Origin of the sequence: Streptomyces glaucus, from assembly GCF_039533365.1 — a bacterium.
GTDB classification, from domain to species: Bacteria; Actinomycetota; Actinomycetes; order Streptomycetales; family Streptomycetaceae; genus Streptomyces; species Streptomyces glaucus.
Map to the genome: position 1 here is coordinate 1 of NZ_BAAATK010000017.1, position 21,873 is coordinate 21,873.

At 72.8% G+C, this 21,873-nt stretch carries 16 protein-coding genes; 8 read left to right on the forward strand and 8 right to left on the reverse strand.

Annotated elements, in window-relative coordinates; translation table 11 throughout:
• The 3 genes from ABD363_RS14890 to glgB form a co-directional block, all read left to right on the forward strand.
• On the forward strand, positions 1 to 223 hold a 223-nt coding region (locus tag ABD363_RS14890), incomplete at its 5' end, for an alpha-glucosidase C-terminal domain-containing protein (RefSeq protein WP_344603485.1).
• An 87-nt stretch (positions 224 to 310) separates the two neighbouring features.
• Positions 311 to 1,741 carry a maltokinase N-terminal cap-like domain-containing protein gene (locus ABD363_RS14895; protein ID WP_344603487.1) on the forward strand — a complete coding sequence of 477 codons (1,431 nt, stop codon included), beginning with the start codon at positions 311 to 313 and terminating at the stop codon, positions 1,739 to 1,741.
• Between the two features lie 42 nt (positions 1,742 to 1,783).
• Positions 1,784 to 4,594: a 1,4-alpha-glucan branching enzyme gene (gene glgB, locus ABD363_RS14900; RefSeq protein ID WP_344603489.1), complete on the forward strand. Its 2,811-nt coding sequence runs from the start codon at positions 1,784 to 1,786 to the stop codon at positions 4,592 to 4,594.
• Positions 4,595 to 4,603: 9 nt separating this feature from the next.
• Here glgB and ABD363_RS14905 read toward each other — a convergent pair whose 3' ends face one another.
• The 4 genes from ABD363_RS14905 to ABD363_RS14920 all read right to left on the reverse strand — a co-directional run bounded on the left by ABD363_RS14905 (position 4,604) and on the right by ABD363_RS14920 (position 9,498).
• Positions 4,604 to 6,904, reverse strand: a complete 2,301-nt coding sequence (locus ABD363_RS14905; protein WP_344603702.1) for a HelD family protein — start codon at positions 6,902 to 6,904, stop codon at positions 4,604 to 4,606.
• Positions 6,905 to 7,053: 149 nt separating this feature from the next.
• Positions 7,054 to 7,368 carry a thioredoxin family protein gene (locus tag ABD363_RS14910; protein WP_344603704.1) on the reverse strand — a complete coding sequence of 105 codons (315 nt, stop codon included), beginning with the start codon at positions 7,366 to 7,368 and terminating at the stop codon, positions 7,054 to 7,056.
• Between the two features lie 14 nt (positions 7,369 to 7,382).
• Positions 7,383 to 7,796 (reverse strand): MerR family transcriptional regulator, encoded by a 414-nt coding sequence (locus tag ABD363_RS14915; RefSeq protein ID WP_344603491.1) that lies wholly within the window; start codon positions 7,794 to 7,796, stop codon positions 7,383 to 7,385.
• A gap of 289 nt (positions 7,797 to 8,085) precedes the next feature.
• A complete protein-coding gene (locus ABD363_RS14920; RefSeq protein WP_344603493.1) occupies positions 8,086 to 9,498 on the reverse strand; it encodes a cation:dicarboxylate symporter family transporter in 1,413 nt (470 codons plus the stop codon).
• Between the two features lie 181 nt (positions 9,499 to 9,679).
• Between ABD363_RS14920 and ABD363_RS14925 the strand changes: the two genes are divergently transcribed.
• Positions 9,680 to 11,371, forward strand: a complete 1,692-nt coding sequence (locus ABD363_RS14925; RefSeq protein WP_344603495.1) for a sensor histidine kinase — start codon at positions 9,680 to 9,682, stop codon at positions 11,369 to 11,371.
• A complete protein-coding gene (locus ABD363_RS14930; RefSeq protein WP_344603497.1) occupies positions 11,368 to 12,060 on the forward strand; it encodes a response regulator in 693 nt (230 codons plus the stop codon). Before ABD363_RS14925 ends, ABD363_RS14930 begins: the two co-directional genes overlap by 4 nt.
• A gap of 118 nt (positions 12,061 to 12,178) precedes the next feature.
• Here ABD363_RS14930 and ABD363_RS14935 read toward each other — a convergent pair whose 3' ends face one another.
• The gene (locus tag ABD363_RS14935; protein WP_344603499.1) at positions 12,179 to 13,204 is read right to left on the reverse strand and encodes an ATP-dependent 6-phosphofructokinase; all 1,026 of its coding nucleotides are present in this window, start codon (positions 13,202 to 13,204) and stop codon (positions 12,179 to 12,181) included.
• A 282-nt stretch (positions 13,205 to 13,486) separates the two neighbouring features.
• Here ABD363_RS14935 and pta point away from each other — a divergent pair, with 282 nt between their 5' ends.
• The 3 genes from pta to pyk all read left to right on the forward strand — a co-directional run bounded on the left by pta (position 13,487) and on the right by pyk (position 18,358).
• Positions 13,487 to 15,580 (forward strand): phosphate acetyltransferase, encoded by a 2,094-nt coding sequence (gene pta, locus ABD363_RS14940; protein WP_344603501.1) that lies wholly within the window; start codon positions 13,487 to 13,489, stop codon positions 15,578 to 15,580.
• Positions 15,577 to 16,842 carry an acetate kinase gene (locus tag ABD363_RS14945; RefSeq protein WP_344603503.1) on the forward strand — a complete coding sequence of 422 codons (1,266 nt, stop codon included), beginning with the start codon at positions 15,577 to 15,579 and terminating at the stop codon, positions 16,840 to 16,842. Before pta ends, ABD363_RS14945 begins: the two co-directional genes overlap by 4 nt.
• 82 nt (positions 16,843 to 16,924) lie before the next feature.
• Positions 16,925 to 18,358, forward strand: a complete 1,434-nt coding sequence (pyk, locus tag ABD363_RS14950) for a pyruvate kinase (protein WP_344603505.1) — start codon at positions 16,925 to 16,927, stop codon at positions 18,356 to 18,358.
• Positions 18,359 to 18,511: 153 nt separating this feature from the next.
• Here the strand turns inward: pyk and ABD363_RS14955 are convergent, their stop codons facing one another.
• From ABD363_RS14955 to ABD363_RS14965, 3 genes are all read right to left on the reverse strand, one after another.
• The gene (locus tag ABD363_RS14955) at positions 18,512 to 19,969 is read right to left on the reverse strand and encodes a hypothetical protein (RefSeq protein ID WP_344603507.1); all 1,458 of its coding nucleotides are present in this window, start codon (positions 19,967 to 19,969) and stop codon (positions 18,512 to 18,514) included.
• Positions 19,970 to 20,063: 94 nt separating this feature from the next.
• Complete coding sequence (locus ABD363_RS14960; protein WP_344603509.1) at positions 20,064 to 20,618, reverse strand: DUF6114 domain-containing protein; 555 nt, start codon at positions 20,616 to 20,618, stop codon at positions 20,064 to 20,066.
• 131 nt (positions 20,619 to 20,749) lie between these two features.
• Positions 20,750 to 21,403 (reverse strand): DUF6230 family protein, encoded by a 654-nt coding sequence (locus tag ABD363_RS14965; protein WP_344603511.1) that lies wholly within the window; start codon positions 21,401 to 21,403, stop codon positions 20,750 to 20,752.
• Positions 21,404 to 21,873: the final 470 nt, after the last annotated feature.

Consider the following 21,873-nt stretch of genomic DNA (forward strand, 5'->3'; position numbering starts at 1 on the left):
CCTGGCCTTCCTGCGGGAGTACGAGGACGACCTGGTGCTGTGCGTGAACAACTTCTCGCGTTTCGCGCAGCCCACGGAGCTGGATCTGAGCGCCTTCGAAGGGCGCCACCCGGTCGAGCTGTTCGGCGGGGTGCGCTTCCCGGCCATCGGCGAACTGCCGTATCTGCTCACCCTCGGTGGCCACGGCTTCTACTGGTTCCGGCTCCGCAAGGACGCCGCGTAGAACCCCGGGGCGGGGCGGTTTCCCCCGCCCCGCCCCGGGGCACGCGACAGTAACACCGCGCCGACCCGGGGAAAGGACGCGACACCCATGTCGGAAGCCGCCACCCCTACCGTCACCGCTTCGCCCGGCCTCCTGGCGTCACTGGATCCCCTGTTGCGCGAGTGGCTGCCGCGGCAGCGCTGGTTCGCGGGCAAGGGCCGACCGGTCACCGGGTTCTCGCTGGTCGCGGCCACCGAGCTGCTGCCGTCCCCCAGGCTCCCGGCGCCGCTCGGGCAGGGCGGCGCCCCCGTCTCCCGCCTGGGCCTGTACCACCTGCTGGTGCGCGCCCACCAGCCGCTCGTGCCCGCCCCCGGCGCGCCCGAGCAGCCCGGCGACTGCTACCAGCTGCTCATAGGCGTGCGCGAGGCGCTGCCCCCCAGGCTGGCGCCCGCGCTCATCGGCCATGTGACCGAGGGACCGCTGGCCGGACGGACCGTCTACGACGCCCTGTACGACGCCCGGCCCGCCGAGGTGCTCCTGGAGGCGCTGCGCACCCGGGCGCGCATCGGCCGGCTGCGTTTCGAGCGGGAGACGGACCAGGAGATCCGCACCGGTCTGGTGCCCCGCCTGATGACCGCCGAGCAGTCGAACTCCTCGGTCGTCTACGGAGATACGTTCATCCTCAAGCTGCTGCGCCGGATCGTGCCCGGCGTCAACCCCGACCTGGAGCTGCCGCTGGCGCTGGCCCGCGCGGGCTGCCCCCGGGTCCCGGCGCCCACCGCGTGGATGACGGCGGACCTGGCGGGCCGGCCGTGGGTCCTCGGCGTGCTCCAGCCGTACGTGCAGGGCGCGACGGACGGCTGGGAGCTGGCGCTGCGGGAGCTGGCCAAGGGCGAGGACTTCGCCGCGGAGGCGCGGGCGCTGGGGCGGGCCACCGCCGAGGTGCACACCGCGCTCGCCCGTGCCCTGCCCACCGTCACCCTGGGCCACAGCCAGTTGCGGCAGCTGGTGGAGGGCATGGTCGAGCGGCTGGAGGCGGCCGTCCAGGCGGTGCCCGTGCTGCGGCCGTACGCGCCCGGGCTGCGCTCGGCGTTCACGGCGCTGGACGACCTGGCCGCCGAGGGGCACACCTGGACCGCCCAGCGCGTGCACGGCGACCTGCACCTCGGCCAGTGCCTGCGCTCCCCGTCCGGCGAGTGGTCCCTGATCGACTTCGAGGGCGAGCCGGCCCGGCCGCTGGCCGAGCGGCGCATGCCGCAGCCGCCGGTGCGGGACATCGCGGGCATGCTCCGCTCCTTCGACTACGCCGCGCACTCGGCCGAGTCGCCCGTGCCGGGCTGGGCCGAGACGTGCCGGGCCGCGTACTGCTCCGGGTACGCGGAGGTGAGCGGCCGGGATCCGCGCACCGACCCGGTGATGCTGCGCGCCTACGAGACGGACAAGGCGATCTACGAAGTCGTGTACGAGGCGCGGCACCGCCCCGACTGGCTCCCGGTCCCGCTGTCGGCGGTGCGCCGCCTGGCCACCGCCGGCGTCTGACCCGATCCACCCGACCCGATCCTCGCCGAGGAGGCTCCGTCCGTGACCCCCCGCCCTCCGTCCAGCGGTCCGCACCCGAAGAAGACGGCCGAGGAGGCCGGCGCCGAGCAGCCGGCGGCCACGAAGAAGACGGCAGCCGCGAAGAAGACGGCAGCCGCCGCCGGGAAGACGGCGCAGAAAGCGACGCGGAAGACGGCGGCGAAGGCCGCGGAGGCCGCGCCGGAGGCCGCGCTGCCGGAGCAGGCCACGACCAGGAGGACGGCGGCGCGGAAGACCGCCGCGCAGGGGGTTCCGGCCCAGAAGGCCGCCGCCGGGAAGACCGCGGCGAAGAAGACCGCGGCCAAGAAGACGCCGGCCAAGAAGACCGCGGCGCAGCGGACGGCGGCGGAGAAGACCGTCGCGAAGAAGGCCGCGGCCGAGGAGACCGCTGCCAAGAAGGCCACCGCGAAGAAGACCGCCCAGAAGGCCGCCGCGGGGAGGACGGCGGCCCGGCAGGCCGCGGTGCGGGAGCCGGTGGCCGCGGAGACGACGGCCGGGAGGACGACGGCGAGGAAGACGACGGCCAAGAAGGCACCGGCCAAGAAGGCGGCCGCGCGGAAGGCCACCGCGCCGGCGAAGGCGGCCGCGGCGGCGGAGCCCGTCCTCGCCGAGCCGCTGGAGGTCGCCGTCTCCCCCGCTCTCGACGCCGGTGACCGGGAGCGGCTGCTGCACGGCACGCACCACGATCCGCACTCCGTGCTCGGCGCCCACCCGGTGCCGGGCGGGGTCGCCTTCCGGGCGTTCCGGCCGTACGCGCGATCGGTGACCGTCGTCTCCGGGGAGGTGCGGGCCGAGCTGCACGACGACGGGGACGGGTTCTTCTCCGGGCTGCTGCCACTGACGGAGGTCCCGGCCTACCGGCTGCTGGTGGAGTACGAGGGGACGGTCCTGGACACCGAGGACGCGTACCGCTTCCTGCCCACGCTGGGCGACTTCGACCTGCACCTGATCGGTGAGGGCCGGCACGAGCAGCTGTGGCGGGCGCTCGGCGCGCACCCGATGACCCACCAGGGCGTGACCGGCACCCGGTTCGCGGTGTGGGCGCCGAACGCGCGCGGGGTGCGGGTGGCCGGCACCTTCAACTTCTGGGACGGCACCGGCTTCCCGATGCGGTCGCTCGGCTCCTCCGGCGTGTGGGAGCTGTTCGTGCCCGGCATCGGGGAGGGCGAGCTGTACAAGTTCGAGATCACCCGCCCCGACGGCTCCAGGACGCTGCGCGCCGACCCGCTGGCCCGCCGCACCGAGGTCCCGCCGGCCACCTCCTCCATCGTGCACGCCTCGCACTACGAGTGGGGCGACGAGGAGTGGCTGGCCGAGCGGGCCGGGACCCCGGCGCACGAGGCGCCCCTGTCGGTGTACGAGGTGCACCTGCCGTCCTGGCGCCCCGGGCTGACGTACCGCCGGCTGGCCGAGCAGCTGCCCGCCTACGTCAAGGACCTGGGGTTCACGCACGTGGAGCTGATGCCGGTCGCCGAGCACCCCTTCGGCGGCTCCTGGGGCTACCAGGTCACCGGTTTCTACGCCCCCACCGCCCGGCTGGGCACCCCCGACGACTTCAAGTACCTCGTGGACCGCCTGCACCAGGCCGGGATCGGCGTGATCATGGACTGGGTGCCGGCCCACTTCCCGCGCGACGACTGGGCGCTCGCCGAGTTCGACGGCCGCCCCCTGTACGAGCACGCGGACCCGCTGCGCGCCGCCCACCCCGACTGGGGCACCCTGGAGTTCGACTTCGGCCGCAACGAGGTGCGCAACTTCCTCGTCGCCAACGCCGTGTACTGGTGCGAGGAGTTCCACATCGACGGGCTGCGCGTGGACGCCGTCGCCTCGATGCTCTACCTCGACTACTCGCGCGAACCGGGCCAGTGGACCCCCAACGAGCGCGGCGGCCGGGAGAACCTGGACGCGGTGGCGTTCCTGCAGGAGATGAACGCGACCGTCTACCGGCGGTGCCCCGGCGTGGTGACGATCGCGGAGGAGTCCACCGCCTGGGACGGCGTCACCCGGGCCACCCACCACAAGGGCCCCAGCGGCTTCGGCGGGCTCGGGTTCGGGCTGAAGTGGAACATGGGCTGGATGCACGACTCGCTGCAGTACATGAGCCACGAGCCGGTCCACCGCAAGTACCACCACCACGAGATGACCTTCTCGATGGTGTACGCCTACAGCGAGAACTACGTGCTGCCGATCTCCCACGACGAGGTCGTGCACGGCAAGGGCTCGCTGGTGTCGAAGATGCCGGGCGACTGGTGGCAGCAGCGCGCCGACCACCGCGCCTACCTGGGCTTCATGTGGGCGCACCCGGGCAAGCAGCTGCTGTTCATGGGGCAGGAGTTCGCGCAGGGCGCGGAGTGGTCCGAGGCGCACGGCCCCGACTGGTGGCTGCTCGACCCGGGCTACGGCGCCGAACCGGACCACCGGGGGGTCAGGGACCTGGTCCGCGACCTCAACACCGTCTACCGCGCCACCCCCGCCCTGTGGCAGTACGACACCGACCCGGCCGGCTTCCAGTGGGTGGTGGGGGACGCCGCCGAGGACAACGTCCTCGCCTTCCTGCGGTTCGACGCGGACGGCGCCCCCCTGCTGGCGGTGTCGCACTTCTCCCCCGTGGTCCGCCACGACTACCGTCTCGGCGTCCCCGACGACGTGCCGGCCTGGCACGAGGTCCTGAACACCGACGCCGCGCGCTACGGCGGCAGCGACGTGACCAACCCCGACCCGGTCAAGCCCGAGCCGCAGGGCTGGCACGGCCGCCCGGCCAGCATCCGTCTGACGCTGCCGCCGCTGGCCACGGTGTGGCTGCGCCCGGCCTGACGGGCTCCGCTACCCCTCGGTCCCGGAGCCGTCCGCGAAGGCGTCCGCCAGCGCCTTCGGCAGGTCGCCGGTGTGCAGCACGCCCAGCCGCTGGGTGGCCCGCGTCAGCGCGACGTACAGGTCGCTGGTGCCGTACCGGCCGGGTTCGACGACCAGGACGGAGTCGAACTCCAGGCCCTTGGCCTGGCGCGGGTCCAGCAGGACGACCGTGCGGGTCAGGTCCGGCTCCGCACCCGCCGTCACGCCGTCCAGCCGGGCCGCCAGCCGCCGGTGGAGGTCGCGCGGCGCGATCACCGCGAGCCGTCCCTCGGCGGGGGTCAGCTCCTGCACGGCCTCGGCGACGGCGCCCGGAAGGTCGTCGGCGGCGCGGACCCAGGGCCGCACCCCCGCCGAGCGCACGGAGCTCGGCGGTTCGAAGTCCGGGTGCTCGGCACGGACCACGGCCGCCGCCACCTCCATGATCTCGGCGGGGGTGCGGTAGTTGACGCCGAGGCGGGTGTGCTCCCAGCGGTCCTCGACATAGGGTTCGAGGATCTTCGCCCAGGAGCCGACGCCGGCCGCCTCGGCCGTCTGCGCGGGGTCGCCGACCAGGGTCATCGAGCGGGTCGGGCAGCGCCGCATGAGCAGCCGCCACGCCATCGGCGACAGCTCCTGCGCCTCGTCGACGATGATGTGCCCGAACGCCCAGGTGCGGTCGGCCGCCGCGCGCTCGGCGGCGCTGCGGTGGTCCTCCTCCTCCTGGCGCTCGGCGAACCGCTCGGCGTCGATGATGTCGTGCGCGGACAGCACCTCCGACGCCTCGGGGTCGTCCTCCTCCTTGTCCTCGAACTCGTACGTCCGGGACGCGTACGACACGTCCAGCACGCCCTGGGCGTAGGCGATCCGCTCCCGCCGTTCCCGTTCCGCGCGCTCGCGCGCCGCCCGGTCGTCCTCGCCGAGGAGTTCGGCCGCCTCGTCGAGCAGGGGCACGTCCGCCACGGTCCACCGCCGGGTCACCGGGCGGCGGACGGCGTCCGCGTCCTCGGCGGGGAGGAAGTCCTCGGGGGCGGCGAGGAAGTCCGCGACGAGCTGCTGCGGGGTGAGTCTCGGCCACAGCTGGTCGATGGCGGCCCAGACCTCGGGGTTCTCGGCGAGTTCGTCGCGGATCTGGGTGAGGTCGCTCGCGTCGAGCAGGCTGGAGCCGTCGTAGGGGTCGGTGCCGATGCGTTCGGCGTACAGGTCGGTGAGCGTGTTGAGGATGTGGCCCTCGAAGTGCTCGCGCGCGAGGTTGTGCGGCAGCTTCGCGGCGCGGGCGCGCTCGCGGGCCACGCGCACCAGGCCGTCGTCCAGCATGAGGATCTCGCGGTCGTGCTCGATCGCGATGACCGGGTCGGGCAGCGCCTGCCGGCTGCGGACGACCTCGGCGAGCACGTCGGCCATCTCCGCGCGGCCCTTCACGGCGGCGGCCTCGGGGGTGTCGGCGGCCGTCGCCTTCACGCCGGGGAACAGCTCCCCGACGGTCGCCAGCAGCACGCCCGTCTCGCCCAGCGAGGGCAGCACCTCGCCGATGTAGCCGAGGAACGCCGGGTTCGGGCCGACGATGAGGACGGCCCGCTTGGCGAGCAGTTCCCGGTGCTCGTAGAGGAGGTAGGCGGCGCGGTGCAGCGCGACGGCCGTCTTGCCGGTACCGGGGCCGCCCTCGACGACCAGCACGCCGCGGTGCGGGGCGCGGATGATGCGGTCCTGGTCGGCCTGGATGGTCCGCACGATGTCGCCCATGCGGCCGGTGCGCGCGGAGTTCAGCGCGGCGAGCAGCACCGCGTCGCCGCTGGGGTCCTCGTGGCCGGTGCGGGTCGCGTCGCCGAGGTCGAGGATCTCGTCGTGCAGGGCGGTGACCCGGCGGCCGTCGGTGGAGATGTGGCGGCGGCGCCTCAGCCCCAGCGGGGTGTGGCCGGTGGCCAGGTAGAAGGGGCGGGCGACCTCGGCCCGCCAGTCGATCAGGATCGGGGTGTGCTCGGCGTCGTCGGCGCGCAGCCCGATGCGGCCGATGTGGTGGCTGGCGCCCGAGGCGAGGTCGATGCGGCCGAAGCACAGGGAGCCGTCCACCGCGTTCAGCGCGGCGAGCAGCCCCGAGCGCTCGGCGACGAGGATGTCCCGTTCCAGCCGGGCCTGCATGGGCGTGTGGCCCTGGGCGAGCGCGTCCGTGACGCCGGCCTCGGTGTCGCCGCGCAGCGCGTCCACGCGCGCGTACAGCTCGTCGATGAATTTCTGCTCCTGCCGGAATTCATCGTCCGGAAATTCGGTGTTTGACAATTCCGCTCCCGCCCGGATATACTATGCGTACTGAACTTCTCCGCGCCGCGGTCGACTTCTCGGCCGACTCGAAGTCGCGAATCAATGAGAATACGCAAGGAAATCCCCCGGGCGCAATTTCCGGGGGATTTCTTCGTGTCCGGGCGTCCGGAGCCGGTGAGGCCCCGCTACAGCACCTCGGCCACTTCCTCCAGCAGCCTGCGCTTGGGCCGCGCCCCCACCATCGACCTCACCGGCTCCCCGTCCCGGAACACCATGAACGTCGGCATCGACAGCACCCGGTAGGCGTTGGTGGTCGCCGGGTTGCGGTCCACGTCCAGCTGGACCACCTTCAGGCGCCCGTCCTCCTCGGCCGCGAGGGCGCTCAGCACCGGCGCCATCTGGCGGCACGGCGGGCACCAGTCGGCGGTGAACTCCACCAGTACCGGCAGCCCGGAGCCGATCACCTCCGCCGCGAAGTCCGCGTCGGTCACCTCCGTCACGCCCGCAGCCCTGCTCACAGCTTCCGCCCTCCCAGTTCGCACACCGGTTCCGGACCTCCCGGAACCGTCGCCCCGGCCGCCAGTTCGGCCTTCGTCAGCTGCGCCGCGACCTTGTCCCGCGCGGCCCTCAGCTCCTCGATCAATCCGTCCAGTTCCGCCAGCTTGCGCCGGTAGACCGCGAGCGACGCCGGGCACGAGTCGCCCTGCGGGTGCCCGGCCCGCAGACACTCCACGAAGGGCCGCGTCTCCTCCAGGCCGAACCCGACGTCCTGCAACGCCCTGATCTGCCGCAGCAGCCTCAGGTCGGACTCGTCGTACCTGCGGTGTCCGTTCTCGCCGCGCCGCGCGGGCAGCAGCCCCCGCGACTCGTAGTAGCGCAGCGCCCGCGTCGTGGTCCCGGCCCGTGCGGCCAGCTCACCGATTCGCATGCCGACGACCGTAAGCCTTGACGTCGGCGTCAGGGCAAGGGCGGCGGACCGGCCGGGGCCGCCTTCCGTCCGCCGCCCGCCGTTCCGGCTCCGGCGGCATAACGCGCGCCGGCAGGCCGTTCCCGGCGGCCCGCCGGGAACGCGGAAAGGCGGGTCCGCCCGCCGCGGTCGCATACCGACCGCGGCGGGCGGACCCGCCTTTCCGGCCACCGGGCTGGTGGCGGAGCCGGGCGGCCGAGCGACGGGGGGAGCGTCTCGGCCGCCCGGGGCATGTCCGGGCCGAAGCTTCTCAGGCCTTGGCCAGTTCCTTCTCGCCGCCCCGCTCCGGCGCCTCGGCCGGGGTCTCGCCGCCGTGGCCGTCATGACCGTCGTGGCCGCCGTGGCCGTCGTCCAGGAGGGTCTTCTCGTCGAAGGGGATCCGCCCGGCGAGGACCTGCTCGACCCGCGCCTTGTCGATCTCCTTCGTCCAGGTGCCGATCAGGACGGTGGCGACGGCGTTGCCCGCGAAGTTGGTCAGGGCGCGGGCCTCGCTCATGAAGCGGTCGATGCCGACGATCAGGCCGATGCCGTCCACCAGGGCCGGCTTGTGCGACTGCAGACCGCCGGCCAGGGTCGCCAGGCCCGCGCCGGTGACGCCGGCGGCGCCCTTGGAGGCGACCAGCAGGAAGAGCAGCAGCGGGATCTGCTCGCCGACCGACATCGGCGTGCCCATGGCGTCGGCGATGAACAGCGAGGCCATGGTCATGTAGATCATGGTGCCGTCGAGGTTGAAGGAGTAGCCGGTCGGGACGGTGATGCCGACCACCGGCTTGCTGACGCCCAGGTGCTCCATCTTCGCGATCAGCCGCGGCAGCGCGGACTCGGAGGAGGAGGTGGACAGGATCAGCAGGAACTCGCGTCCCAGGTACTTGAAGAGCGAGAAGGCGTTCACGCCGGAGACGATCCGCAGCAGCGCGCCGAGCACGACGAAGACGAACAGCACGCAGGTGACGTAGAAGCCGAGCATCAGCACGGCGAGGCTCTTGAGCGCGTCCACGCCGGCCGAGCCGGTGACGGCGGCGATCGCGCCGAAGGCGCCGATCGGGGCGGCCCACATCACCATCGCCAGGATGCGGAAGACGAGGCGCTGGATGTGCTCGATGCCGCGCAGGACCGGCTGTCCGGCCGGGCCCATGGCCTGCAGCGCGAAGCCGGCGAGCAGGGCGATCAGCAGGGTCTGCAGGACCTCGCCCTGGGTGAAGGCGGAGACGATCGTGGTCGGGATGATGCCGAGCAGGAACTCGGTGGTGTCCTTGGCCTCCGCGTCGACCTGCGCGTGGCCCGTCTCGCGCACGGCGTCGGTGACCGCCAGGCCCGTGCCGGGCTCCAGGACGTTGCCGACGACCAGGCCGATGGCGAGCGCGACCAGCGACATCACCAGGAAGTAGACCAGGGCGATACCGCCGACGGCCCCGACCTTGGCGGCTTTGCGCACCGAGCCGATGCCGAGCACGATCGTGCAGAAGATGATCGGCGAGATCATCATCTTGATCAGGTTCACGAAGCCGGTGCCGATCGGCTTCAGCTCGACCGCGAAGTCGGGCGCGGCCAGCCCGACGGCGATACCGAGGGCGACCGCGACGATCACCGCGATGTAGAGATAGTGCGTGCGGTCCCGTCCGGCACGGGGTGCGGCAGGTGCCGTATCGGCTGCGCTGGTCACGGCGGCCCTCCTTGACGACGTCGTCGGCATCACCGGCGTGCGGCTCACGTCCGGGGGTGTCCGGGAGCGGGTGCTCCCGGGGGATGCGGTTCGGGGAATGCCGTGACTATCTCCCGTCCTGTGAGCGCGGTCACCCTTCCGTTCATTTAGTTCACAATCAGCCAAGAGGCAGACTGACGACATGCGCATCCCGATCCCGCGCCCCCGCAGTCTGGCGGGCCAGCTCTTCGCCATGCAGGCCGTGCTGATAGCGGTCGTCGTGGCCGGGTACGCGCTGTTCACCTACCTCAGCGACCGCAGCCAGGCCGAGGAGGCCGCGGGCCGGCAGGCCGTGGCTGTGGCCCGCGCGGTCGCCGACTCGCCCTCCGTGCGGGAGGCGATCCGCACCCCGGACCCGACCGCCGAGCTCCAGCCGTACGCGCTGCGCGTGATGCGGGACACCGACGTGGACTTCGTCACGATCATGAGTCCGCGGGGCATCCGCTGGACCCACCCCGACCGGGAACGGATCGGCGGGCGCTTCCTGGGCCACACCGAGGAGGCCCTGCGCGGCCGGACCTTCACCGAGACCTACACCGGCACGCTCGGCCCCTCGGTCCGCGCGGTCACCCCGGTCCGGGACGGGGAGCGGATCGTCGGCCTGGTCAGCGCGGGCATCCGGGTCGAGGCGATCACCGAGCGGGTGCGGAGCCAGGTCGTCGCGCTGACCGGCGTCGCGGCGGGCGCGCTCGCGCTGGGCGCGGTCGGCACGTACGTCGTCAACGCCCGGCTGCGCCGCCACACCCACGGCATGAACGCGGCCGAGCTGAGCCGGATGCACGACTACCACCAGGCCGCGCTGCACGCGGTGCGCGAGGGGCTGCTGATGCTGGACGGGCAGTACCGGGTGGCGCTGATCAACGACGGGGGGCGGGAACTGCTGGGGGTGTCCGGCGACGTGGTGGGCCGGTCGGTCACCGAGCTCGGCCTTCCGGGGCCGCTGACCGGGGCGCTGCTGTCGTCCCGGCCGCGGGTGGACGAGGTCCATCTCACGGCGGACCGCGTCCTGGTGGTGAACACCTCGCCGGTCTCCGGCGGCGAGCGCCGCGGCACGGTCGTGACCCTGCGCGACGTGACCGAGCTGCAGTCCCTGATGGGCGAGCTGGACTCGGAGCGCGGCTTCACCCAGGCGCTGCGCTCCCAGGCCCACGAGGCGGCGAACCGCCTGCACACGGTGGTCTCGCTGATCGAGCTGGGCCGCGCCGAGGAGGCGGTGGAGTTCGCGACGGCGGAGCTGGAGCTGGCGCAGGCGCTGACCGACCAGGTGGTGGCGGCGGTGAGCGAGCCGGTGCTGGCCGCGCTGCTGCTCGGCAAGACGGCCCAGGCCAACGAGCGGGGCGTGGAGCTGGAGGTGTCCGGGGACAGCCGCCTGGACGACGGGCTGCTGACCGAGGCGCTGCCCGCGCGGGACCTGGTGACGATCCTGGGCAACCTGATCGACAACGCGGTGGACGCGGCGCAGGGCAGCGTCCGGGCGCGGGTGACGGTGACGGCATACACCGAAGACGCCGAAGACGCCGAAGACGCCGAGGCGGGCGCGGAACTGGTGCTGCGCGTGTCGGACACGGGCGACGGCGTCGACCCCGCACACGCCGAGGCGGTCTTCCGGCGCGGCTTCTCCACCAAGCCGGCGGGCCCGGGCGGCCGGGGCCTGGGCCTCGCGCTGGTCCGCCAGGCGGTGCACCGGCACGCGGGGACGCTGACGGTGACGCGGGCCGACGAGGGCGGGGCGGTGTTCGAGGCGCGGCTGCCGCTGCGGGCCGGGGGCGGGCCCGCGGCGGCGGGGCGGCCCCGGCCGGAGGGCGCGGTCCGTGGGGGCGGAGGCGGCAGATGACGACCGAGCAGCCCATTCGCGTCCTGGTCGTGGAGGACGACCCCGTGGCCGCCGACGCGCACGTGATGTACGTCGGCCGGGTGCCGGGCTTCACCGCCGTCGGCACCGCCCGTACGGGCGCGGAGGCGCGGCGCGTGCTCGACCGCACGGCGGTGGACCTGCTGCTGCTGGATCTGCACCTGCCGGACGTGCACGGGCTGCAGCTGGCGCGCTCGCTGCGGGCGGCCGGGCATCACGCGGACGTCATAGCGGTGACGTCGGCGCGGGACCTGGCGGTGGTGCGGGAGGGCGTGTCGCTGGGGGTCGTGCAGTACGTCCTGAAGCCGTTCACGTTCGCGACGCTGCGGGACCGGCTGGTGCGGTACGCGGAGTTCCGCGCGGCCGCGGGCGAGGCGAGCGGCCAGGACGAGGTGGACCGGGCGCTGGCGGCCCTGCGCGCGCCGGGACCGGCCGCGCTGCCGAAGGGCCTGAGCGCGCCGACGCTGGAACGGGTCACGGGCGCGCTGCGGGAGGCGGAGGAGGGCCTGACGGCGGCCGGTGTCGCGGAGGCCGTGGGCATCTCCCGGATCACGGCCCGGCGGTATCTGGAGCACCTGGTGGACGCGGGCCGGGCGGGACGGAACCCGCTGTACGGGCAGGTGGGGAGGCCGGAGCTGGTGTACCGGTGGGTGCGGGCGCCGTCCCGCTGAGCGGCGCGGTCCCCGCGGGCCGGCCCGAGAGCCGGGGACCGGCCCGAGAGCCCGGGGACCGGCCCGCACGTCCTGGAGCAGCGGCCCGCGGGACCGGTCCGCGGGACCGGGGGCCGGTCTAGAAGACCGACTCCGTCTCGTCCATGCGGTTCTCGGGCACCGTCTTCAGCTCGGTGACGGCCTCCGCGAGCGGCACCATCACGATGTCCGTGCCGCGCAGCGCCGTCATGTGCCCGAACTCGCCGCGGTGCGCGGCCTCCACCGCGTGCCAGCCGAAGCGGGTGGCGAGCACCCGGTCGTACGCGGTCGGCGTGCCGCCGCGCTGGACGTGACCGAGGATGACCGGCCTGGCCTCCTTGCCGAGCCGCCGCTCCAGCTCGCGGGCGAGGGCGGTGCCGATGCCCTGGAAGCGCTCGTGGCCGTACTGGTCGATCTCGCCGTGGCCGTAGTCCATGGTGCCGTCGGCGGGGTGGGCGCCCTCGGCGACGCAGATCACCGCGAACTTCTTGCCGCGGGCGAAGCGCTCCTCGACCATCTTGACCAGGTTGGCCGGGTCGAAGGGACGCTCGGGCAGGCAGATGCCGTGCGCACCGGCCGCCATGCCGGACTCCAGGGCGATCCAGCCCGCGTGCCGCCCCATGACCTCGACGACCATCACCCGCTGGTGGGACTCGGCCGTGGTCTTCAGGCGGTCCATCGCCTCCGTGGCGACGCCGACCGCCGTGTCGAAGCCGAAGGTGCGGTCCGTGGAGGAGATGTCGTTGTCGATCGTCTTCGGCACGCCCACCACCGGCAGCCCGGCGTCCGACAGCATGCGCGCCGCCGTCAGCGTGCCCTCGCCGCCTATCGGGATGAGGGCGTCGATGCCGAACTCGTGGATCATGTCGGAGGCGTTCTCGCAGGCCTCGCGCAGCCGGTCGCGCTCCAGCCGGGAGGAGCCGAGGATGGTGCCGCCGCGGGCCAGGATGCCGCTGACGGCGTTCAGGTCGAGGGGGCGGTAGCGGCCGTCCAGCAGGCCCGCGTAGCCGTCCTCGAAACCGATGACCTCGTCGCCGTAGTTGTCGACCGCTCGGTGCACGACCGACCGGATCACTGCGTTCAGGCCGGGGCAGTCGCCGCCTGCGGTGAGAACTCCGATACGCATCGTGCTGTGTCTCCTGCTCGCTGTGGATACCGGTGAGCCAGTGTCGATTCTGTCACGTCCCCGGGCCCGTCGCCGCCCCGACGCCAACGGCCGCCTTATCCATCGGCGGAGGTATTGTCAAGAGGGTTCTGCTCACCCCGGTGGGCGATTTCCGTGACCCGGAGGGGGACTTCACCGGCCCCGTCCCGGGCACGCGAGGACCGGCCGCGCCGGCCGGAACACCCTGTACAGCCCGGCGGACCCGCCGCCGGCCGGCCCCGACAGACGGAACGGAGAGCACGCGTGACGCGCAGCGTGTACGTGACCGGTATCGACCGCGGCGACGGCCGCCAGGTCGTCGAGCTGGGGGTCATGGAACTCCTGACCCGGCAGGTCGACCGGGTCGGTGTCTTCCGTCCCCTCGTCCACGACGGGCCCGACCGTCTCTTCGAGCTGCTGCGCGCCCGCTACCGGCTCGCCCAGGACCCGGCGACGGTCTACGGCATGGACTACCACGAGGCGTCCGCCCTCCAGGCCGAGCAGGGCACGGACGAGCTGGTGTCCGCCCTGGTCGGCCGGTTCCACCTGGTCGCCCGCGACTACGACGTCGTCCTGGTCCTGGGCACCGACTTCGCCGGCACCCAGCTGCCGGACGAGCTCTCCCTCAACGCCCGGCTCGCCAACGAGTTCGGCGCCTCCGTGATCCCGGTGGTGGGCGGGCGCGGGCAGAGCGCCGAGTCGGTGCTCGCCGAGACCCGCAACGCCTTCCGCGCCTACGACGGGCTGGGCTGCGACGTCCTCGCCATGGTCGCCAACCGGGTCGCCCGCGAGGACCGGGACGAGATCGCCGGGCAGCTCGCCGGCCGGCTCCCCGTCCCCTGCCACGTGCTGCCGGACGAGCCCGCGCTGTCCGCCCCGACCGTCGCCCAGGTCGTGCACGCCCTCGGCGCCAAGGTGGTGCTCGGCGACGACTCCGGGCTCGCCCGGGACGTGCTCGGCTTCGTCTTCGGCGGCGCCATGCTGCCGAACTTCCTGGGCGCCCTGACCCCGGGCTGCCTGGTCGTCACCCCCGGCGACCGGGCCGACCTGGTCGTCGGGTCGCTCGCCGCGCACAGCGCCGGCACCCCGCCGATAGCCGGCGTGCTGCTCACCCTGGGCGAGGTGCCGGGGGACGACATCCTGACCCTCGCCGCCCGCCTCGCCCCCGGCACCCCGGTGATCTCGGTGCCCGGCAACAGCTTCCCGACCGCCGAGCAGCTGTTCTCCCTGGAGGGCAAGCTGAACGCGGCCACCCCGCGCAAGGCGGAGACCGCGCTCGGCCTGTTCGAGCGGTACACCGACACCGCCGCCCTCGCCCGGCGCGTCTCGGCGCCCAGCAGCGACCGGGTCACGCCGATGATGTTCGAGCACAAGCTGCTGGAGCGGGCCCGCGCCGACCGGCGCCGCATCGTGCTGCCGGAGGGCACCGAGGAGCGGGTGCTGCACGCGGCCGAGGTGCTGCTGCGCCGCGGGGTGTGCGACCTGACCCTGCTCGGCCCCGCCGACCTGATCCGCAAGAAGGCCGCCGACCTCGGCGTCGACCTGGCGGGCTCCGAGCTGATCGACCCGGCCACCAGCGAGCTGCGCGACTCCTTCGCCGAGAAGTACGCGGCCCTGCGCGCCCATAAGGGCGTCACCGTCGAGCTGGCCTACGACGTCGTCTCCGACGTGAACTACTTCGGCACCCTGATGGTGCAGGAGGGCCTCGCCGACGGCATGGTGTCGGGGTCCGTGCACTCCACGGCCGCGACCATCCGCCCCGCCTTCGAGATCATCAAGACCAGGCCGGACTCCTCGATCGTCTCCTCCGTGTTCTTCATGTGCCTGGCGGACAAGGTCCTCGTCTACGGCGACTGCGCCGTGAACCCCGACCCGGACGCCGAGCAGCTCGCCGACATCGCCATCCAGTCGGCGGCCACCGCCGCGCAGTTCGGGGTCGAGCCGCGGATCGCGATGCTGTCGTACTCGACGGGCACGTCCGGCTCCGGCGCCGACGTCGACAAGGTGCGCGAGGCGACCGGCATCGCCCGCTCCCGGCGCCCCGACCTGAAGATCGAGGGGCCGATCCAGTACGACGCCGCCGTCGAGCCCTCCGTCGCGGCGACCAAGCTGCCGGACTCCGAGGTCGCCGGCCAGGCCAGCGTGCTGGTCTTCCCCGACCTCAACACCGGCAACAACACCTACAAGGCCGTGCAGCGCTCGGCCGGCGCGATCGCCGTCGGCCCGGTGCTGCAGGGCCTGCGCAAGCCCGTCAACGACCTGTCCCGGGGCGCCCTCGTCCAGGACATCGTCAACACCGTCGCCATCACCGCGATCCAGGCCCAGCAGTCCCCCAGCGAGAAGGCAGCCGCCCAGTGAGCCCTCACCCGTCGCCCGCCGTCCCGTCCGACGAGCCGCGCCCGGACTCCCTCGCCCCCCGCGTCCTCGTCCTCAACTCCGGCTCCTCGTCGGTGAAGTACCAGCTGCTCGACATGCGCGACCGCAGCCGGCTGGCCGTGGGCCTGGTCGAGCGGATCGGCGAGGAGACCTCCCGGCTGAGGCACACCCCGCTCGGCGGCCGGAGCCGGGAGTGGACGGGCTCCGTCGCCGACCACGAGGCCGCGCTGAAGGCCGTCGCGGAGGAGCTGGCCAGGGACGGGCTGGGACTGGACTCGCCCGAGCTGGCCGCGATCGGGCACCGGGTGGTGCACGGCGGCAAGCGGTTCACCGAGCCGACCGTGATCGACGACGCCGTGCTCGCCGAGATCGAGCGGCTGATCCCGGTGGCGCCGCTGCACAACCCGGCCAACCTGACCGGCATCCGCACCGCCCGGGCGCTGCGGCCCGACCTGCCGCAGGTCGCCGTCTTCGACACCGCCTTCCACACGACGATGCCGGAGGCGGCTGCCCGCTACGCCATCGACGTCGAGACCGCCGACCGGCACCGCATCCGGCGCTACGGCTTCCACGGCACCTCGCACGCCTACGTCTCCCGGGCGACGGCGGAGCTGCTCGGCAAGGCGCCGGAGGAGGTCAACGTCATCGTGCTGCACCTCGGCAACGGGGCGTCCGCCTCCGCCGTGCGGGCGGGCCGGTGCGTGGACACCTCCATGGGGCTGACGCCCTTGGAAGGGCTCGTGATGGGTACGCGCTCGGGAGACATGGACCCGGCCGTCATCTTCCATTTGATGCGCGTTGGCGGAATGTCCGCCGACGAGATCGACACTCTTCTCAACAAGAGGAGCGGCCTGATCGGCCTGTGCGGCGACAACGACATGCGGGAGATCCGGCGGCGTATCGACGAAGGGGACGAACGGGCCCGGCTGGCCTTCGACATCTACATTCACCGCCTGAAGAAGTACATAGGCGCCTATTACGCGGTGCTCGGCCGGGTGGACGCCCTCGCGTTCACCGCGGGGGTCGGCGAGAACGCGGCGCCGGTGCGGGAGGCCGCCGTGGCGGGCCTGGAGGGACTGGGCCTGGCGGTGGACCCCGAGCTCAACGCCGCGCGCGGCGACGAGCCGCGGATCGTCTCGCCCGCGCATGCGCGGGTGGCGGTCGCCGTGGTACCGACGGATGAGGAACTGGAGATCGCTGCGCAGACCTATGCACTGGTCGGAAAGAGGAACGGAAAGGCGTGACTCGCCTGAGCGTGAAGCCGCCCATTTGTATCTTCCGCCAGCCGGAATATTCCGTAGCGAAACAAACCGATAGGATCGCCCCATGCGCCGTTCGAAAATCGTCTGTACTCTCGGCCCCGCGGTCGACTCCCACGAGCAGCTCGTAGCGCTGATCGAAGCCGGCATGAACGTGGCCCGCTTCAACTTCAGCCACGGCACGCACGCCGAGCACCAGGGCCGGTACGACCGGCTCCGGGCCGCCGCCAAGGAGACCGGCCGGGCCGTCGGTGTCCTCGCCGACCTGCAGGGCCCGAAGATCCGCCTGGAGACCTTCGCCGAGGGCCCGGTCGAGCTGGTGCGCGGTGACGAGTTCACCATCACCACCGAGGACGTCCCGGGCGACAAGACGATCTGCGGCACCACCTACAAGGGCCTGCCCGGCGACGTGTCCAAGGGCGACCAGGTCCTCATCAACGACGGCAACGTCGAGCTGAAGGTCACCGAGGTCGACGGTCCCCGGGTGAAGACGATCGTCATCGAGGGCGGCGTCGTCTCCGACCACAAGGGCATCAACCTGCCCGGCGCGGCCGTGAACGTCCCGGCGCTGTCCGAGAAGGACGTCGAGGACCTGCGGTTCGCCCTGCGCATGGGCTGCGACCTGGTCGCCCTGTCCTTCGTCCGCGACGCCAAGGACATTCAGGACGTGCACCGCGTCATGGACGAGGAGGGCCGCCGCGTCCCGGTCATCGCCAAGGTGGAGAAGCCGCAGGCGGTGGAGAACATGGAGGACGTCGTGCTGGCGTTCGACGGCGTCATGGTCGCCCGCGGCGACCTGGCCGTCGAGTACCCGCTCGAGAAGGTCCCCATGGTGCAGAAGCGCCTGATCGAGCTGTGCCGGCGCAACGCCAAGCCGGTGATCGTCGCGACCCAGATGATGGAGTCGATGATCACCAACTCCCGGCCGACCCGCGCCGAGGCCTCCGACGTGGCCAACGCGATCCTGGACGGCGCCGACGCGGTCATGCTGTCGGCCGAGTCGAGCGTGGGCGCGTTCCCGATCGAGACCGTCAAGACGATGTCGAAGATCGTCCGGGCGGCCGAGCAGGAGCTGCTGTCCAAGGGCCTGCAGCCGCTGGTGCCGGGCAAGAAGCCGCGCACGCAGGGCGGTTCGGTGGCCCGTGCGGCCTGCGAGATCGCGGACTTCCTCGGCGGCAAGGGCCTGGTGGCCTTCACCCAGTCCGGTGACACCGCGCGCCGGCTGTGCCGCTACCGCGCCGCCCAGCCGATCATCGCGTTCACCACGGACGAGTCCACCCGCAACCAGATGACGCTGAGCTGGGGCGTGGAGCCGTACGTCGTGCCGTTCGTGAACAGCACCGACGAGATGGTCGACCTGGTCGACCAGGAGATGGTCAAGATGGGCCGCTTCAACGAGGGCGACATCGTGGTGATCACGGCCGGTTCGCCGCCCGGCGTCCCCGGCACCACCAACATGGTCCGCGTCCACCACCTGGGCGAGGGCAGCACCCGCCACTGAGCCGCCGCGGGCGCCCGTACGGCGCCGCGGGCGCACCCTGCCGGCCCTTCCGGCCAGGGGGCGCCCGCGGCGGTGCGGCTCCCGAGCGGGCTTCGGGTACGCGCGCCGGCGGATCACCGGCCGCGGAGCGTCACCCGGTGTCGTGACGGCGCGTCACCTGGTGTTGTACACGTGCATCCCGGGGATGTGCAGGGTGCCGCCGAACTGCGCGGCCTGCGTGACCCTCACGTCGGTGAAGTAGATCAGCGGGATGTTCAGCGGCGGCGGGTTCTCCGGGCTGAACGTGATCGGGATCAGGCCGAACAGGTTGCCGGAGATGCTCTCCGTGTACATCACGGTGTCGCCGTCGCGGATGGTCGACGTCGAGCCCTTGGCCCCCTGCACGTGGTAGGTGACCCCGGACTGCTCGTCCTTCACCAGCTGGTGCAGGTCGCCGATGTCGGTGCCGCCGGATATGACGTACTTCAGGACCTTCTTGCGCATCCCGCCCGCCGTCCGCACCTCGACGACGCCCTGGTAGTCCGCGTCCTTGAGCAGCAGCGAGCTGGCCTCCAGGTACCACGGGGCGTCCGCCACGGGGATCGGGTTGTCGACACCGCCCTCCGCGTCGGTGGCGACCGGGCAGTCCTCCGGGCCGGCGGTGGGGCTCGCCGAAGGGCTGGGCGTGGCCGTGGGCTCCGCGGCGGCCCTGCCGACGGCCTTCTCGACCGCCTCCTCCACCGCCTCCATCGCCTTCGCGGTGTCCCCGGTCGCCTCCCCGAGCTCCTTCGCGGTGTCCTCGCTCCCCTTGCCGGCGGGGTTCCCGGCCGCGTCCCCGGCCGTGCCGGCGACCTCGCCGGGGTTCTTCCCGGCGGGGCCGGAGGGCGGCGCGTCCCGGTCCGTGCCGGTGCCGTCCTCGGCCTCCGGGGCCGACGGCGCGGGGCTCGCACCCGGCACGGGGCTCGCACCCGGCACGGGGCTCGCACCCGGCACGGGGCGCGCGCCCGGCGAGGGCGGCGCGGTGCCGCCCCGGCCGCCGGTGAGGATGCCCGTGATCGTGTCGCCGATGTCCTCCAGCAGGTTCCCGTCGCCCGCCGGCTCCGCCGGGGCGGGCGTCGCCGTGCCGCCGGACCCGGCGGAGGTGCCCGCGGGGGCCGGCGGAGCCGGAGCGGACCCGGCCTCGTCGTCGGAACCTGAATCCGACGAAGAGGCCTTGCCGTCCGGGGCGCCCGGAGAACCCGAGGAACCGGCCGAACCGGAGGAACCGGCGGAGTCGCCCACGCCCGAGGAGCCCGAAGGGCCTGCGGACCCCGAAGGGCCCGCGGGATCCGAGGAGCCCGAGGGGTCCGAGGAGTCCGAGGGGCCCACCGTGGCCGAGGGCGACGGCGTCGCGTCGTCCGCCCCGTCGTCCGCCCCGTCGCTCGCGGAGGCCGACGGGGAGGGCGTGGCCGAGGCGCTCCCGCTCGCCTCCGGGTCCAGCGCCGCGACGCACTTCTCGTACTCGTCGGCCGTCAGCGTCCTCGACGGCGACGGCGTGTTGTTGTCGGCGACGGCGAGGGAGGCCGTGAAGCCCATCCCCATGAGGACCGCCGTCGGCATCGCGGCCATGGCCATCGCCTTGCCGGCGGGCATGTGGAACCTGGTGAACAGCGGCTTCCTGGGTGCCGCGTGGCGCGGCCCGGTTCTCGCACGGGGCGTCTCCGCGTCAGCCCCGTGCGTCACCTCGTCAGTCGGCACTGTGCCTCCCGTTCGCCCCGTTGGCCGGGCTCGTTCCTGACAGATCGTTCGGCTCGCCCGCCCCGTTCCCGGTGCTCCCGGCAGCGCCGTGCGCGCCCCCCGTGCCGTCCGTGCCCTCGGCGCCGTCCTTCGCCGGTTCCGGCGCGGGTGCCTCGCCCGGCGCCCACGACACGGCCATCGCGCCGCCGATGAGCGCGAGCAGGAAGCCGATGACGAAGCCGCCGAAGTTGGACACCGGGAGGGACACCAGCCCGAGCAGGATCGCCGCGACGCCCGCGAAGACCCGGATGTGCTTCTGGAACCACAGGCTGACGCCCAGGACGACCAGCAGCACGCCGATCACCAGGGAGCTGGCGCCCGCGGTGGTGGACATCGCCAGCGTCAGGTGACCGATCTGGAGGTGGGCGTACGGGAAGTACATGATCGGGAAGCCACCGAGCATGACGAACAGGCCGGCCCAGAACGGCCGCGTGCCCCGCCAGGCGCGGAACTGCAGCCTCCGGCGAGTGAACTGGCCGGATGCGGCAGGAGTCTCGGCGCTCATGGAAAAACAGCTCCCTGGTGCGGCGTTGCTGTGGTGAGGGTGTGTGAGGTGGATGTGGGGGGTGTGTGCACGGGCGGGCGAAGAGGGGACGGGCGGGGGCGCCTCAGGCTCCCCCGCCCGTCATCGAGTGCCTAGTAGCACTCGTGCACGCCCTTCTTCAGCGACATCTTCAGGCCCGGGAGCTTGAAGGTTCCGGCGGTGGTCGCCCACGCCGTCTGCTTCACGTCCGTCAGCCGGGCCGTCTCCGCCTGCTGGGCGAAACCGAACGGGTTCGCCTGCTTGTTCTGGACCTCCCCGGCCTTCATGCCGGGGCCGCGGCTGATGTCCTTGCCGGCCACGCCGATGTCGATGTTGCCGAACTCGGCGTCCGCGCCGAGGTCCTCGACGTCGATGTACAGGTTCTTGGCGTAGACCTGCCGGTCCGGGTTCGAGCTGTCACCCGCCGTCAGCTGCAGGCTGACGGACCCGAGCACCGGGATGCCCGGAGTGACGACGGACTGGCACATCTTCTGGATCCGGGCGGTCTCGAACACCGAGACCGCCACGGGGTGCTTCACCTCGTCACCGGTGAGGGTGTACCCCTGGTCGATCGCCCCGTACTGCGAGAAACCGGTGCCGTTGAGCTCCTTCGCCGTGACCTTGAACGACTGGCCCGACACGCTGAACGACGCGGCGAGAGCACCCTGCGCCAGGGCGACGCCTATCGCGGCCGTGGCGGCCACACTGGGCACCATCACGACGGCGAACCGCTTCCATCTGGTCCCGCCACGCACCTGGGACTCCATATTTCCTCCTTCTCGGACGTACATCTCCTGGCCCCGACGCGCCCCCGGACGGCGGCTCGGCCGGGCAGGGATGGGAGAAGTGCTACGTCCTCGGGAAGGAGAGCGCCCGCGCTCGGCGGCGCTGGACAGCGCCCGAATCACCGGCGATCACCCCCGAGCGACAACCACTGGTCGCGCCTGACACGCATCACGCACAACCTTGCTGGACAGGCTTCACCGAAGGGCGAAGACCCCCCTGTCCAAGAGCCGGCGTCACGGCCGCCCGCTCTGCTCGGTGGGGACCCAGAAAGTCCCGTGACCCGACCGGCTGCCGGGGGACGGGAATGGACCGAGCGTGGCCGATCGTGGTGCATTCTCGGCGCAGGCACAAGGGGGTTCGTTACTCACTGGTAACGACCGGATAACCGAACGACGACCCGCAGGCCTCGACCGGCGACGCTGGGTGTCAGCCGAGGTCAGAACAAAACCAT

Bases quoted from the DNA above. Each gene is read 5' to 3' on its own strand.
- ABD363_RS14895 (WP_344603487.1), top strand. From the start codon at position 311: ATGTCGGAAGCCGCCACCCCTACCGTCACCGCTTCGCCCGGCCTCCTG.
- ABD363_RS14955 (WP_344603507.1), bottom strand. From the start codon at position 19,969: ATGCCCGCCGGCAAGGCGATGGCCATGGCCGCGATGCCGACGGCGGTC.
- ABD363_RS14960 (WP_344603509.1), bottom strand. From the start codon at position 20,618: ATGAGCGCCGAGACTCCTGCCGCATCCGGCCAGTTCACTCGCCGGAGG.
- ABD363_RS14935 (WP_344603499.1), bottom strand. From the start codon at position 13,204: ATGCGTATCGGAGTTCTCACCGCAGGCGGCGACTGCCCCGGCCTGAAC.
- ABD363_RS14930 (WP_344603497.1), top strand. From the start codon at position 11,368: ATGACGACCGAGCAGCCCATTCGCGTCCTGGTCGTGGAGGACGACCCC.
- pyk (WP_344603505.1), top strand. From the start codon at position 16,925: ATGCGCCGTTCGAAAATCGTCTGTACTCTCGGCCCCGCGGTCGACTCC.
- ABD363_RS14965 (WP_344603511.1), bottom strand. From the start codon at position 21,403: ATGGAGTCCCAGGTGCGTGGCGGGACCAGATGGAAGCGGTTCGCCGTC.
- ABD363_RS14925 (WP_344603495.1), top strand. From the start codon at position 9,680: ATGCGCATCCCGATCCCGCGCCCCCGCAGTCTGGCGGGCCAGCTCTTC.
- ABD363_RS14915 (WP_344603491.1), bottom strand. From the start codon at position 7,796: ATGCGAATCGGTGAGCTGGCCGCACGGGCCGGGACCACGACGCGGGCG.